Source organism: Pantoea sp. CTOTU49201 (genome assembly GCF_032054795.1).
GTDB lineage: Bacteria > Pseudomonadota > Gammaproteobacteria > Enterobacterales > Enterobacteriaceae > Pantoea > Pantoea symbiotica.
Genome location: NZ_DAMBSA010000017.1, coordinates 9,291 through 23,615, shown reverse-complemented (window position 1 = coordinate 23,615; position 14,325 = coordinate 9,291). Strand labels below are relative to the sequence as shown.

Genomic DNA, 14,325 nt, shown 5'->3' with positions numbered 1-14,325 from the left:
GCGCTGGCGCTGACCGAAGCGCTGACGCGTCTGGGCGATCACGGCATCGACGAAGCGCTGTACAACGAGGTACGCGCACACTTCTCTGAAGTGGAGACCAGCGAACTGACGTTCTGCATCGCGGTGATCAACACCTGGAACCGCCTGATGGTGCTGTCGCAGATGACGCCGGGCGCACTGGACAGCGCTTATGGGTTGGATCGTGCTGATTTACGTTAATTTTTACCGCCAGTAGCCCATGCTGCTGGCACCACCATGTTCATCTGCGCTGCCTGAGGCTATAGTGAGTTTTTGCACCACACAGGACAGCGCACATGAAAGGCATCAACATTGCGATTTACTTCGATCCCGACCAGATTCACATCTGCGTTCACCAGCAGGATGACAGCTATCTCAGCCAAACCTTTATTTACGACGACAGCGTAATTGAAGAGATTTATCAGTGGCTGGAGCAGTTCACGCCTAATCGCACCCACATTTGCCTGATTGAGCACGATACCGCCGATATCCTCGCCGATGAGTTGGTGGATAACGGTTATCACGTCCATCAGGTCACGCAGCACGACCTTTTGACCTGGTTCGCCAACGAACCGCCCGCCGAACCCGATGGTTCACCGGTGCGCGCGCTGCTGCGTTATCTGGAAAACGAGCAGCCATCCGAATACCAGTCACGCACGCCGCAGATTGAAGCCTTGATGGATCTGCTGGATGAGCTGGACGATCTCGAAGGTGTGGATGAAGTCGAAGATGAAGATAATCTGCCGGATGACGTGCTGCGCCTGATGAAGCAGAAGAAAATCAGCGCGCAAGACGCCGCCCAGCGTTTGCTGCCCGATGTGAATGAGCGCATTCGTGAGCATTTGATCAATTATCCCGAGCTGATGACGCCAGAATTGCTGCAGGATTTCTTCCCCGAGTTGATTGAAGCGCTGGATACGCCGAAGCATTGATGTTCGGGTAAGTGCGGCGTCTGACACGGTCGCCATAAATGGCGACCCTACGTTTGGGCATTGCCGTTTTTGTAGGGTCGCCATTTATGGCGACCTGGAATTCTGAGGACATTTCATGCTGGAATTGTTTAAAGCCATCGGGCTGGGATTGGTGGTGCTTTTGCCGCTCGCCAATCCGCTGACCACCGTGGCGCTGTTTCTCGGCCTGGCCGGTGAGATGAATTTCCAGGAACGTAATCGCCAGGCGATGCAGGCCTCGATCTACGTGTTCCTGATCATGATGGTGGCGTGGTACGCCGGCAGCGCAGTGCTGCACACCTTTGGTATCTCGATTCCCGGCCTGCGCATGGCGGGCGGATTGATTGTGGCGTTTATCGGTTTTCGCATGCTGTTTCCGGCAAAACCGGTCGGACATTCGGTCGAAGCCGAGCATAAGCAGGATGAGCTGGACGCGACCGACAGCAACCGTGAAAGCGTAAACATCGCGTTTGTGCCGCTGGCGATGCCGAGCACTGCGGGTCCGGGCACCATTGCGATGATCATCAGTTCCGCGTCGACGGTTAAATCGGGTGTGGATTTCCCGGCATGGGTGGTTGCCGTTGCGCCGGTGCTGATATTTCTGTCCGTGTCGGTGATTCTGTGGATTTCACTGCGCAGTTCGGGCGCCATCATGAAGCTGGTAGGTAAAGGCGGGATCGAAGCGATTTCACGTTTGATGGGCTTTTTGCTGGTATGTATGGGCGTGCAGTTTGTGATTAACGGCGTGTTAGAAGTGATTCACAATTATCATTGATATCAAGACATTAAAAAAAGGTCGCCATGAATGGCGACCCTACGGTTTTATTTCAACGTTTTACGTACTTCTGCTACCTGATCTTTCGTCACCGCTGGCGCATTGTTGCTCCAGCCCTGACGAATGAAGGTCGCCAGTTTAGCCACTTGATCATCATCCAGACGCTTAGCAAAACCTGGCATCGCCAGCGTTGATGGCGCCTTCTCGGTCGATGGCTGCTGCGCACCGGCCAGAATGGTGTGGATCAAACCGCTTGGATCTTTGGCATTGACGATCGTTGCCTGATCCAGCTCCGGGAAGATCCCCGGCGCGCCTTTACCGGTGACAAAGTGGCAAGCGCCGCAGTTGTCGATATACAGACGCTCACCTTCCGACAAGCCTTTCGCGGCAGTCAGTTTCGCTTCCGTCGCCTGCTGTTTCTTCACGTCATACGCCTGCAACGCCGGGTTGCCGCCAATGAACTTCAGGTAGGAGGCAATCGCTTTCAGGTCAGCATCGGTCATGTGCGAGCTCGAGTGCTCAATCACCGACTTCATCTCACCGCCCACCGCTGCTTTGTCGTTACGACCGGTTTGCAGATAATCAACGATCTCCTGCTCGCTCCAGCGCGGCAAACCACGCAGTGACGGCACATCCCAGTTATTCAGGCTGCCACCAGCAAGGAACTGATCGTCGCCGCTATCCAGCGCTTTCTCGTTCATGCCGAGGCCGCGTGGCGTATGGCAGCTGCCGCAGTGACCGAGGCTTTCCACGATGTAAGCCCCGCGATTGACCTCTTCAGACGCGCCGCCAATCGGCTGGAATGGCTTGTCAGAGGTGAACGCCCAGTTCCAGAAGCGCATGCCCCAACGCTGGCTGAACGGGAAGCTGAGATCGGTTTCCGGCGGCTGCTCGCTGCTCGGCTTCACGCCTTTCATGAAGTAGACGTACAGCGCGTGCATATCGGCGTCGGAGATTTTGGCGTAATCCGGATACGGCATCGCCGGATAGAGGCGCGACCCGTTCGGCAACACGCCTTTGCGCACCGCGTCCGAGAACTGCTGTTCGCTATAGTTGCCGATGCCGTGCTCTTTGTCCGGCGTGATGTTGGTGGAGTAAATGGTGCCGAGATTCGACTCAATCGCCAAACCACCGGCGTAATCCCCTTTACCAGAAACCGTATGGCACGCCATACAGTCGCCGAGACGCGACAGGTATTCACCCTGCTTGATCAATTGAGCTTCATCTTCCGCGTGTGCCTGCACTGCAAAGCTGCCCAGCAGCACGGCGTTGGCGATTAACAATGATTTTAATTTCATGCGCTTATGCCTGTACCAGTGGACCGGGATTTTTCAGATAATGTTCTTTAATCGCTTGTGCCGCCATCAAGGTGATCGCGCCGATGGTATCGGTCGGGTTCGCCTGGAAGTTTTGTGGGAAGGCGTTGCCACCCGGCACAAACACGTTATGAACATCCCAGCTCTGCAGGTACTTGTTCAGTGCAGAGGTTTTCGGGTTATCGCCCATCACCGCGCCGCCCACGTTGTGGGTCGAAACGTATTTGGTGAGGTCAAAGTCCGCGCCCATCGGCAGGAAGCTCATGCTCATGCTGTCTGGATTCAGCTCTTTGGCGATGTTGCCGACGATGCCTTTCAGGTGCTGTTGCAGCTTCAGTTCGTTCTCTTTCCAGTTGAAGGTCATACGCAGCAACGGCTGACCGCGATGGTCGGTGTAGTTTGGATCCAGATCCAGATAGATATCGCGGTACGACTGGCACGTGGTGGTGATGCTGATCTTCATGGAATGGTTGTACCACTCCTCCAGACCTTCCTTGTAACCCATGCCCCAGCTCGGTGTGCCTTTCGGCAACGCAGCGGCCATTGGCGTACCGGTGGCCTGCGAACTGTGGATCTTAGCGCCGCCCAGGAAGCCAAGGCCCGGACCGTCGAAGTTGCCTGGTGAGATGTCGTTGAACATCTGGCCGGTGGCGCCTGCGGTGGCGTAAGAGTTGAAGTTTTTGTCTTTGAAGAACAGAGTTGCGCCGCCGTTCGACAAGAACGCGTAGTTACGCCCTACCACACCTTCTTCGGTGATCGGGTTATATGGTTTGCCGATACCGGACAGCAGCATCAGACGCACGTTGTAGAGCTGGAAGCTGGAGAGCACCACGATCTTCGCTGGCTGGAACACTTCGTTGCCGTCCACATCGTAGTAAATCACGCCTTTGGCAGTTTTCTGGTCGTCGTGCAGCACCACTTTCACCACTTCGGCGTGCACTTCGTAAGAGAAGTTCGGCATGCGCTTCAGCGCATCCATCACCGCAGTTTGTGGAGAGGCTTTTGAGTAGTTGAGGCACGGATATTTCGAGCAGTAGCCGCAGTAGTTGCACGGCGCGATCTGGTTGCCGTACGGGTTTTTCCACGCGCGCGATACGCAGGCAGAAGGGTTCGGGAACGGATGATAGCCGAGCTTGGTGGCCGCCTCTTTGAACATTACGTTGTTCAGCGTGTCTTCCAGCGCAGGCAACGGATAAGGTTCAGAGCGTGGGCCTTCGAACGGATCGCCGCCTGGCAGAATCTGACCGCGCAGGTTGCCGGTATTACCCGATTGACCGCAGATCAGCTCAAACTTGTAGTAATACGGCTCGATCTCTTCCCAGGTGAACGGGAAGTCCATCACGCGCATATCTTCCTGCAGGATGCCCGGCTTGTAGGCCTCATCGACGTAGGTTTTCAGCTTGATATCGGTTGGTGTTGGACGAATCAGTACCGCCGTCCAGTGCATGCCCGCACCGCCCACGCCGGTACCCGGCGCAAACGCGCCCCATTTACGGGTGGGTAACGCCGTCTGGTTGCTGTTGTAACGCACGGTAACCGCCACTTCTTTCGGCGTAGCGAACACTTTGTTACGCACGTTGTAGGCGTATTCATCGGCCGGTTTCGGGTAAGCGAAATCCGGGTAATCACGCTCGCCGCCGCGCTCTAATGCGCGCACTTCGAGTCCCGCCATCGCCAGTTCGATACTCATCAACAAGCCGGCCCAGCCGAGGCCGCAAACGACGACGTCGACTTCTTTCTTTGTAATCTGTGCCATGTTAATCCTGTCTCACATACCAAAAACGGGGGTGTGCTTACGCGCTTTCACCCAAGAGGCTGACCGGTCCCAGCGGGTACGGCACGTTGTGCTGCTTCACCCATTCGGTAAAGCTGGCGCGTGCGCCCGGGAAGCCGATGGCAATCCAGGCTTTCATGCCTTTGTTGCCGCCGTACATCGGGTCAGCGAGGTAGCCGTGTTTGGTATCTGCAAGCAGTTGGCCGAAGAACTGCGAGGCTTTCAGGTTCTCTTCGCCCAGCGCGGCGAAGTCGATACCGTCGTTTTTGTTCACTTTGGTGAGGACGGCATCTTTCTCTTCCAGTGACAGCTCATGGAACGGTTTCTGGAAGTTGCTTTGCGTCCATTGATTCACCAGCTTGATACCGGTTTGGTACATCTGCTGTGGCGTGAACGGAATTTGATAACCCATGGTGGCAGGCGCATGCACGTTGAAAGGACCTTGCATGTAGATTTCTGCCCCGAACTCCGGGCTGTGCAACTGCTGATCGATAAAGATCGGTACGTTGGTTTCCAGTGCACCTGGCGCTTTACCTTTGCCGCCGGCTGGAATCAAGCGATCGGCTGCGGCCAGAATAAATTGCCACTCATCGGCACTGAAAAAGATCGGTTTATAGTCGGCGAGCTCAGGTGCTGCCATTTCCGCAGCTTGCGCCGCAGTCAATCCCTTAAATACCAGGTCACTTAATGGCAAAGCCAGAAGCGACCCAAGTAAAAACTTACGTCTGGTGGTCGGTTTATTTAGAAGCATGGCGCGACGACTCTCACTTGCTAAGAAAGATAATTATTTTTGTTAATAGCTTTATAAATCGGTAAATAACCTGGCAATCTTAGGGATATAGGTATTTCTGAATGTAAAAATTCAATTAAGGATGTGTTTTGATGAAATTCAATCATCATGTTGAATTTAGGTTAAGGCTTGGTAAAAGGCTTTCGAGGCGAAAAACACGGTTTTAACCGTACATTTGATGGGATATTGGCACTAATCAGTGGGCATTTGACCAGGTATTATCGCGCAAAGAAATAATCGCAGAAATGAATCAATGAAAAAAAATCATACTTCCATACCAGAGAATCATTCTCGTTTATAACATCTTATTTACTTTATTGACCAGCAGATGAACGATCTATTTCGTGGAAATGACAAGTCGCGCACAAAATAAACGTAATAATACCTCAAGGTAATCAATTGTTATTTTCCGGCACAGCTCAGAACAAACCGGCATTTTGCCAACGCGACGGCAGAGATAGAGTGAATTTATCTATCACTCAGGACAATAATAATGCGCTCACTGATTTTGCTCGTCGCTTTATGGGGCAGCAGCTTTGCACTGCACGCCGCCACACCGAAAGATACCCTTGTCGTCGCCGTCCCGCTCGACGGCATTATTAGCTTCGATCCCGCTGAAAGCTTCGAAACCGTCAGTAACAGCGTACAGCGCAACATCTATCAAACGTTAGTGGAGGCGGATCGTAATGATCCACAAAAACTGGCACCGCTGCTGGCCACCCGTTGGCAACAAGGCAGCACGCCGCACAGCTTAGTGTTCAACATCCAACCCGATGCACACTTCTCCAGCGGCAATCCGGTGACGGCGCAGGATGTGATCTTCTCACTGACGCGCGCGGTGCAGCTCAACAAAGCGCCCTCTTTCATCCTCGCCGAATTTGGCTGGACCAATGAAAACATCGCCAGCCAGTTCAACGTGCTGAATGACCATCAGCTGGAGATTCAGTGGCCAGCGCAGATTGGTCAAAACCTGGCGCTGCGTCTGCTGACCGCGCCGGTTGCCTCGGTGGTAGATAGCAAAACCGTGCAGCAACACGTCGCCAATAACGATCTCGGCAACGGCTGGCTGCATACCCATTCCGCCGGCAGCGGCGCCTTTACCATTCAGCAATATGTACCGCAGCAGGCGCTGGTGCTGAGCGCCAACCAACAAGCTAATCCGCAGCCGAAGCTGAAACGCATTCTGCTGAAAGGCGTGGCGGATGCCGGTGCGCGTCGTCTGCTGATTCAGCAAGGCGATGTCGATGTGGCGTACCAGCTCGGCCCGGACCAGATTGATGCGCTGAAGAGTGACAAGAACCTGCACATTGAAGCCTTCCCATCCAGCCTGGTTTACTACCTCGGTTTTAATACCAAAGACAAAGCGCAACCGGCATTAGGCAATCCGGCGCTGTGGCAAGCCGCGCGCTGGCTGGTGGATTACAATGCCATCTCGAAGGATTTGCTGAAAGGTCAGTATCGCATTCATCAGAGCTTCCTGCCGCAGGGTTTTGACGGCGCGCTGGACGATCAACCGTTCCACTACGATGTGGCGAAAGCCAAAGAGATTTTAGCCAAAGGCGGCATCAAGCCGGGCACCAAGTTTGCGCTGACGGTGATCAATCAGCCGCCTTACATTGACGTAGCGCAAGCGCTGCAGGCCAGCTTTGCCAAAGCGGACGTACAGATTGAGCTGCAGCCGGTGGCGGAATCCGAGCTGTGGAGCAAAATGCGTGGTCGCGATTTCCAGTCGATCTTCATCTATTGGGGCGCGGACTATGTCGATCCGAACACCAACGCCAGCGCCTTTGCGTATAACGTGCCGGGCGGTTCCAAAACCCTGGCGTGGCGCGTCGGCTGGGATATTCCGGATCTGAGTGCGAAAACCCGCGCAGCGGCCGGTGAAAGCGATGCGGTTAAGCGCCGTGCGCTCTATACCGATTTGCAGAAAACCGTGCAGCAGAACTCGCCGTTCGTGGTGACGCTGCAAGGCGCGCAGCAGGTGGCGGTGCGCAATAACGTGAATCATGTGCAGCAAGGGATTGGCGTGAGTTTGCTGTTTTTTGATACAGTGCAGAAGTAATCTCATTTCAGCGTTATTGTTCGGTGCGCATAAATGCGCACCCTACAAAACCGTAGGGTCGCCATTCATGGTGACCGTCATGAACCTCGACTGACAAACATTACGCGATACAGCGCGCCGCTTGCTATCCTTTCTGGCATAACCTATTGCCTGAGAGCGAAAAAATCATGACCACTCCGTTACTGATTGCCCAAACGCCTGACGTTCAACTGCATCTTCTCTCCAACATGGCTAACCGCCACGGTTTGATCACTGGCGCCACCGGCACCGGCAAAACCGTCACGCTGCAAAAGCTGGCGGAATCCTTCTCCGATATCGGCGTGCCGGTGTTTATGGCCGATGTGAAAGGCGATCTCACCGGCATTTCCGCTGCGGGTGAAGGTTCAGAGAAGCTGCTGGCGCGTCTGGCGAAGATTGGCGTCACCGACTGGCAGGCGCAGAAAAATCCGGTGATGGTGTGGGATATTTTTGGTCAGCAAGGCCATCCAGTGCGCGCCACGGTATCCGATCTCGGCCCGCTGCTGCTGGCGCGTCTGCTCAACCTCAACGAGGTGCAATCCGGCGTACTGCAAATCATCTTCCGCATCGCCGACGATCAGGGCTTGTTGCTGCTGGATTTCAAAGATCTGCGCGCCATGACGCAGTACATCGGCGACAACGCCAAGGCCTTCCAGACGCAATACGGCAATATCAATAGCGCGTCCGTTGGGGCGATTCAGCGCGGATTGCTGGCGCTGGAGCAGCAAGGCGCCGAGCACTTCTTTGGCGAGCCGATGCTGGATATCCGCGACTGGATGCGCTGCGACAGCAACGGCAAAGGCTTTATCAACATCCTCTCGGCGGAAAAGCTCTATCAAATGCCGAAACTCTACGCCACCAGCCTGCTGTGGCTGCTGGCCGAACTGTATGAGCACTTGCCCGAAGCTGGCGATCTCGATAAGCCGAAAATGGTGTTCTTCTTCGACGAAGCGCATCTGCTGTTTGCCGATGCGCCGCCGGTGCTTCTGGAGAAAGTTGAGCAGGTGATTCGCCTGATCCGCTCGAAAGGCGTTGGCGTCTATTTCGTGACGCAAAATCCCGCCGATATTCCCGACAATGTGCTGGGCCAGCTTGGTAACCGCGTGCAGCACGCGCTGCGCGCCTTTACGCCGAAAGATCAGAAAGCGGTAAAAAGCGCCGCCGAAACCATGCGCGCCAATCCGGCGTTTGATACCGTCGAGGCGATTCAGGCGCTCGGCACCGGCGAAGCGCTGATCTCCTTCCTCGATGAAAAAGGCAGTCCATCGATGGTGCAGCGGGCGATGGTAATTGCGCCCGGCTCGCGCATGGGGCCGGTAAGCCAGGATGAACGTAACGGCCTGATTAACAACTCACCGCTGTACGGTAAATACGACACGGAAGTGGATCGCGAATCGGCATTCGAAATGCTGCAAAAAGGCGTGCAGGCCACCACACAGCAAGCCAATGCACCGGAAGCCAAAGGCAACAATGTTGCCGTTGATGACGGCATTCTCGGCGGCCTGAAGGACATCTTGTTCGGCAGCACCGGCCCGCGCGGCGGCAAGCGTGACGGCGTGGTGCAGAGCGTGGCGAAAAGTGCCGCGCGCCAGGTCACCAATCAGATCATTCGTGGTGTACTTGGAAGCCTTCTTGGCGGACGTCGCCGCTAATACCCGTCATACTTCAAGCCGCAGGTGCGTTGGCTGCATGTCTTCCTGCAACTCGAATTATTTAGGGTATTTAAGGAGCTATGGATAAATTTCAACAACTCAAACGCAGCAAACGTCTGGCGCTGTCGCTGCTGCTGATTGCGGCAGCGACTTTTGTGGTAACGCTGTTTTTGCCCCCCAACTTTTGGGTACTCGGGCTGAAGGCGATTGCCGAAGCGGCGATGGTCGGCGCATTAGCCGACTGGTTCGCCGTGGTGGCGTTGTTCCGCCGCGTGCCGGTGCCGTTTATCTCTCGTCATACGGCGATTATTCCGCGCAACAAAGATCGCATTGGCGAAAATCTGGGTCGCTTCGTGCAGGAGAAATTCCTCGATACCGATTCGCTGCTGGCGCTGATTCGCCGCCACGATCCATCGCAGATGCTGGCGCAGTGGCTGAACACGCCGGGCAACGCCGATCGCATTGGTCGCCATCTGTTGCAAGTGATGCGCGGTTTTCTCGATCTCACCGATGATCAACGCATTCAGCGTTTTCTGCGCCGTGCAGTGCATCGCGCGTTGGATAAGGTCGATCTCACCCAATCCAGCGCGCTGCTGCTGGATAGCCTGACGAAAAATAATCGCCATCAGGAGCTGCTGGATGCGGCGGTACAACAGCTGCTGCGCCTGCTGCACAAGCCCGGTACGCGCGAGTTTATCGCCGCGCAGATTGTGCGCTGGCTGAAGCGCGAGCATCCAATTAAAGCCAAAATGTTGCCGACCGAATGGCTTGGCGAGCACAGCGCCGACTTGGTGGCGAATGCGGTGGATTCGATACTTGATCAGGTCGCACTCGATCAGGGGCATGAGTTACGTCTCGGCTTTGACCGCGCGGTGCAGCGCCTGATTGAGCGACTGAAAAGCGATCCTGAGATGGCGGAACGCGCCGAAACCATCAAAAGTTGGCTGAAGGAAGATGAGTCGTTCAATCGCTACATTGGCGAGCTGTGGCAGGATTTACGTGGCTGGCTGAAAGACGATCTGAACAGCGAGGATTCGCAGGTGCAGGAGCGCGTCAGGCTGGCTGCGCTGTGGCTGGGCGAAACTCTGGCGGCCGACGAAGCGCTGCGCGCTTCCATGAATCAGCATCTGGAAGACGCTGCACGTAGCGTGGCACCGGAGTTTGCTGCCTTCCTGACGCGCCACATTAGCGATACGGTGAAAAGCTGGGACGCGCGCGATATGTCACAGCAAATTGAGCTGAATATTGGCCGCGACCTGCAGTTTATCCGCATTAACGGCACGCTAGTTGGCGGGACAATTGGGCTGATTTTGTATTTTTTGTCGCAGGTGCCGGGATGGATCGAGCGTATTCATTAAAAAGGTCGCCATAAATGGCGACCCTACAAGGCTTATCGGCGTTTCATCAGCAGGAACAAGCTGATGGCGAAGAACGCGCCGCTCGGCAAAATCGCACCCAGAATCGGCGGCAAACCGTAGACCAGACTCAGCGGACCAAAGATCTGGTCCAGCACGTAGAACAGGAAGCCAAAGCTAATCCCCGTCACCACGCGCACGCCCATTGATACGCTACGCAGCGGACCAAAGATAAACGACAGCGCCATCAACATCATCACCGCCACCGACAGCGGCTGGAAGATTTTGCTCCACATATTGAGCTGGTAGCGTCCTGAAACCTGGCCGCTCTGCTTGAGGTATTTGCTGTAGTTATACAGGCCGGTGATCGACAGCGCGTCCGGATCCAGCGCCACCACGCCGAGCTTATCCGGCGTCAGGTTGGTTTTCCATTCACCGCTCAGGGTTTGCGAGCCGGTAATCTGTTTGGCGTCTTGCAGATCCGATTCATCGACCTGCGACAGCGCCCACAGCTTTTTATCCGCATTCCAGGTAGCACTCGCCGCATAGCGAACACTCAGTAAACGGCGCTGATCGCTGAACTTGTAGATGCTGACGCCATCAATTTCGTTATCACCTTTGATGCGCTCGATGTAGATGAAGTCGTTGCCGTCCTTCGCCCACAGACCGTTTTGCGTCGAGACCAGCGAACCGCCGTACAGCTGCTGCGCACGGTAGTTACGCGCCATCTGTTCGCCCTGCGGCGCAACAAATTCGCCCACCGCCATGGTTAACAGCACCAGCGGAATCGCCGTTTTCATCACCGCCAGCGCCACCTGCATGCGGGTGAAGCCCGATGCCTGCATCACCACCAGTTCGCTACGCTGCGCCAGCGTGCCCAAACCCAGCAATGCGCCCAGCAGCGCCGCCATCGGGAAAAAGATTTCGATATCTTTCGGCACGCTGAGCAGCGTGTAGTAACCGGCGTCCAGCGCGGTATATGCGCCCTGCCCGGTTTTACGCAGCTGATCGACGAACTTAATAATGCCCGACAGCGACACCAGCATGAACAGCGTCAGCATGATGGTGTTGAAGATGGTTTTGCCGATATAACGGTCAAGAACCTTAAACATCAGACCGATCCTCCACGGCTAAAGCGCGCACGGATGCGACGCATCGGCACGGTATCCCACAGGTTCAGCAGCACCGCCAGCGCCAGATAGGAGAAGTTCACCACCCACATCCAGATAGCCGGATCGAAGCGGCCTTTCGCGGCGTTGGAACGCAGGGAACTCTGCAGCAAGAAGAAGATCAGGTACAGCAGCATGGCAGGCAGCATCGACAGTACGCGGCCCTGACGCGGGTTCACCACGCTGAGCGGCACCACCATCAACGCCATAATCAGCACCGCGAACACCAGCGTTAAGCGCCAGTGCAGCTCAGCCTGGAACTGCGGGGTTTTGTTCTGGAACAGCGTACTGATATCCGCCTGATCGGCATCGTTCGGATCGAGCGTGGCTTCTTTGTAGCCCACCAGCGCCTGATAGTTCACAAAGTCGGTAATGCGGAAGTCACGCAGCATCGCCGTACCTTCAAAACGCGTGCCTTTATCCAGTGTCACCACTTGCGAGCCATCTTTGTGCTGCTCCATGTGACCGCTGTCAGCCAGCACCACCGATGGACGTGCATTGCCTTTCGGACGCAGCTGCGCCAGGAACACGTTCCCGAAATGGTTGCCCTTCACATCTTCAACAAACAGCACCGCATTACCGTCGCTGGAGGTCTGGAACTGTCCAGCCGCCAGCGCCGCCGCGCCTGGGTTGGCTTTGGCGTTTTGCGTCACTTCCTGCTGATAACGTGAGGACCATGGCCCTAACCAAATGACGTTGACCGCCGCCACAATCGATGTGAACAGCATCAGGATCATCGCAGCTTTAATCAGCACACTTTTCCCCAGGCCGCAGGCATGCATCACCGTGATTTCACTTTCGGTGTACAGCCGCCCAAGGGTCATTAAAATCGCCAGAAACAGGCTTAGGGGCAGGATAAGTTGTGCCATTTCAGGCACGCCAAGTCCTAACAATGTCAGAACTAAGTTTGTTGGAATTTCGCCATCCACCGCAGCTCCCAAAATCCGCACTAACTTCTGGCAAAAGAAGATAAGTAGCAGGATGAAGAGGATAGCCAGCTGGCTTTTGAGCGTTTCCCGAACCAGATATCTAATGATGATCACGCTTAGTACGCCTGTGATAACTTGTCTTTTTGCAGGAAAATCGCTAGTTTCAACGCTTATCAGCCATTTTTCTTCATCAATGGCCGTCATCGTAGCTAAAATAGTATGACGAACGCGTTAGCGTGGTGAAAAAACAACATACTTGTCACCACAACTCATTATGACTACCGGCGTTGAATTGTCATGGCGTCGTAACGAATTAATGAGTTACGAGCGCGCTACATTCTAACGACAGCTTAGGCCGTTGTCTTTAAGATTCAGGAGAGTGCATGGAGTTCAGTGTAAAAAGCGGTAGCCCGGAAAAACAGCGTAGCGCCTGCATTGTTGTTGGCGTTTTCGAACCGCGCCGTTTGTCACCCATTGCTGAGCAGCTGGATAAAATCAGCGATGGCTACATCAGCGCCCTGCTGCGCCGCGGTGAACTGGAAGGAAAAGTGGGCCAAACGCTGCTGCTGCACCATGTGCCAAATATCCTCTCCGAACGCATCCTGTTGATCGGCTGCGGTAAAGAGCGCGAGCTGGATGAGCGCCAGTACAAGCAGGTGATTCAGAAGACAATCAATACCTTGAATGACACCGGCTCGATGGAAGCGGTGTGCTTCCTGACTGAACTGCACGTCAAAGGTCGCAATACCTACTGGAAAGTGCGTCAGGCGGTCGAAACCTCGAAAGAAGCGCTCTACAACTTTGATCAACTGAAAAGCAACAAAGTTGAGCCGCGCCGTCCGCTGCGTAAGCTGGTGTTCAACGTGCCGACCCGCCGTGAACTCACCAGCGGTGAACGTGCTATTCAACACGGTTTAGCTGTGGCTGCCGGTGTGAAAGCCGCAAAAGACCTCAGCAATATGCCGCCAAATATTTGTAATGCTGCGTATCTGGCGTCGCAGGCGCGTCAGCTGGCGGATGCGTACAGCAAAAATGTAACAACCCGCGTCATCGGCGAACAGCAGATGAAAGAGTTGGGTATGAACGCCTATCTGGCGGTCGGTGCTGGTTCCCACAATGAATCGCTGATGTCGGTGATTGAGTACAAAGGCAATAACGATCCGGAAGCGCGCCCAATTGTGCTGGTCGGCAAAGGGTTGACCTTTGATTCCGGCGGTATCTCGATCAAACCCGCCGAAGCGATGGATGAGATGAAGTACGACATGTGCGGCGCGGCGTCGGTGTACGGCGTGATGCGCATGGTGGCGGAACTCAATCTGCCGCTGAACGTGGTGGGCGTGCTGGTGGGCTGTGAAAACATGCCTGATGGCAAATCAATGCGTCCCGGTGACGTGTTAACCACCATGTCGGGCCAAACCGTTGAAGTGCTGAATACCGATGCCGAAGGCCGTCTGGTGCTGTGCGATGCGCTGACCTACGTTGAACGCTTCGAGCCAGAAGTGGTGATTGACGTCGCC

General features: G+C 55.1%; 12 protein-coding genes. 7 read left to right on the top strand and 5 right to left on the bottom strand.

The window, feature by feature from the left end; translation table 11 throughout:
• The 3 genes from RTY00_RS02495 to RTY00_RS02485 all read left to right on the top strand — a co-directional run.
• The coding region (locus RTY00_RS02495) for a carboxymuconolactone decarboxylase family protein (RefSeq protein WP_409519112.1) at nt 1-219 on the top strand (219 nt) is incomplete at its 5' end.
• Nucleotides 220-314: 95 nt separating this feature from the next.
• The gene (locus RTY00_RS02490; protein WP_008104221.1) at nt 315-950 is read left to right on the top strand and encodes a hypothetical protein; all 636 of its coding nucleotides are present in this window, start codon (nt 315-317) and stop codon (nt 948-950) included.
• A 115-nt stretch (nt 951-1,065) separates the two neighbouring features.
• Nucleotides 1,066-1,743: a MarC family NAAT transporter gene (locus RTY00_RS02485; RefSeq protein ID WP_312663294.1), complete on the top strand. Its 678-nt coding sequence runs from the start codon at nt 1,066-1,068 to the stop codon at nt 1,741-1,743.
• A gap of 47 nt (nt 1,744-1,790) precedes the next feature.
• On the opposite strand, the gene RTY00_RS02480 is transcribed toward RTY00_RS02485, so the two are convergent.
• Genes RTY00_RS02480 through RTY00_RS02470 form a run of 3 tightly spaced genes read right to left on the bottom strand, consistent with a single transcriptional unit; the run spans nt 1,791 to nt 5,584 of the window.
• Nucleotides 1,791-3,041: a c-type cytochrome gene (locus tag RTY00_RS02480; protein WP_008104225.1), complete on the bottom strand. Its 1,251-nt coding sequence runs from the start codon at nt 3,039-3,041 to the stop codon at nt 1,791-1,793.
• Nucleotides 3,042-3,045: 4 nt separating this feature from the next.
• Nucleotides 3,046-4,815: a GMC family oxidoreductase gene (locus RTY00_RS02475; RefSeq protein WP_312663293.1), complete on the bottom strand. Its 1,770-nt coding sequence runs from the start codon at nt 4,813-4,815 to the stop codon at nt 3,046-3,048.
• Nucleotides 4,816-4,852: 37 nt separating this feature from the next.
• The gene (locus RTY00_RS02470) at nt 4,853-5,584 is read right to left on the bottom strand and encodes a gluconate 2-dehydrogenase subunit 3 family protein (RefSeq protein WP_008104229.1); all 732 of its coding nucleotides are present in this window, start codon (nt 5,582-5,584) and stop codon (nt 4,853-4,855) included.
• Between the two features lie 532 nt (nt 5,585-6,116).
• Here RTY00_RS02470 and RTY00_RS02465 point away from each other — a divergent pair.
• From RTY00_RS02465 to RTY00_RS02455, 3 genes are all read left to right on the top strand, one after another.
• Nucleotides 6,117-7,685: an ABC transporter substrate-binding protein gene (locus RTY00_RS02465; RefSeq protein WP_312663292.1), complete on the top strand. Its 1,569-nt coding sequence runs from the start codon at nt 6,117-6,119 to the stop codon at nt 7,683-7,685.
• 167 nt (nt 7,686-7,852) lie between these two features.
• The gene (locus tag RTY00_RS02460) at nt 7,853-9,355 is read left to right on the top strand and encodes a DUF853 domain-containing protein (RefSeq protein WP_312663291.1); all 1,503 of its coding nucleotides are present in this window, start codon (nt 7,853-7,855) and stop codon (nt 9,353-9,355) included.
• 80 nt (nt 9,356-9,435) lie between these two features.
• Complete coding sequence (locus RTY00_RS02455) at nt 9,436-10,713, top strand: DUF445 domain-containing protein (protein WP_312663290.1); 1,278 nt, start codon at nt 9,436-9,438, stop codon at nt 10,711-10,713.
• A 32-nt stretch (nt 10,714-10,745) separates the two neighbouring features.
• Here the strand turns inward: RTY00_RS02455 and lptG are convergent, their stop codons facing one another.
• Both lptG and lptF read right to left on the bottom strand, forming a co-directional pair.
• Nucleotides 10,746-11,822, bottom strand: coding sequence for an LPS export ABC transporter permease LptG (gene lptG / locus RTY00_RS02450; protein WP_008104239.1), 1,077 nt, complete (start codon nt 11,820-11,822; stop codon nt 10,746-10,748).
• The gene (lptF, locus tag RTY00_RS02445; protein WP_312663289.1) at nt 11,822-12,922 is read right to left on the bottom strand and encodes an LPS export ABC transporter permease LptF; all 1,101 of its coding nucleotides are present in this window, start codon (nt 12,920-12,922) and stop codon (nt 11,822-11,824) included. The genes lptG and lptF overlap by 1 nt, the downstream gene beginning before the upstream one ends.
• A gap of 269 nt (nt 12,923-13,191) precedes the next feature.
• Between lptF and RTY00_RS02440 the strand changes: the two genes are divergently transcribed.
• Nucleotides 13,192-14,325: leucyl aminopeptidase (locus tag RTY00_RS02440; RefSeq protein ID WP_312663288.1), on the top strand; the 1,134-nt coding region annotated here is incomplete at its 3' end.

What these genes read in the sequence shown, in the direction of transcription:
- RTY00_RS02460 (WP_312663291.1), top strand. Translation starts at nt 7,853, where the DNA reads ATGACCACTCCGTTACTGATTGCCCAAACGCCTGACGTTCAACTGCAT.
- RTY00_RS02485 (WP_312663294.1), top strand. Translation starts at nt 1,066, where the DNA reads ATGCTGGAATTGTTTAAAGCCATCGGGCTGGGATTGGTGGTGCTTTTG.
- RTY00_RS02490 (WP_008104221.1), top strand. Translation starts at nt 315, where the DNA reads ATGAAAGGCATCAACATTGCGATTTACTTCGATCCCGACCAGATTCAC.
- RTY00_RS02480 (WP_008104225.1), bottom strand. Translation starts at nt 3,041, where the DNA reads ATGAAATTAAAATCATTGTTAATCGCCAACGCCGTGCTGCTGGGCAGC.
- RTY00_RS02475 (WP_312663293.1), bottom strand. Translation starts at nt 4,815, where the DNA reads ATGGCACAGATTACAAAGAAAGAAGTCGACGTCGTCGTTTGCGGCCTC.
- RTY00_RS02455 (WP_312663290.1), top strand. Translation starts at nt 9,436, where the DNA reads ATGGATAAATTTCAACAACTCAAACGCAGCAAACGTCTGGCGCTGTCG.
- RTY00_RS02470 (WP_008104229.1), bottom strand. Translation starts at nt 5,584, where the DNA reads ATGCTTCTAAATAAACCGACCACCAGACGTAAGTTTTTACTTGGGTCG.
- RTY00_RS02465 (WP_312663292.1), top strand. Translation starts at nt 6,117, where the DNA reads ATGCGCTCACTGATTTTGCTCGTCGCTTTATGGGGCAGCAGCTTTGCA.
- lptG (WP_008104239.1), bottom strand. Translation starts at nt 11,822, where the DNA reads ATGTTTAAGGTTCTTGACCGTTATATCGGCAAAACCATCTTCAACACC.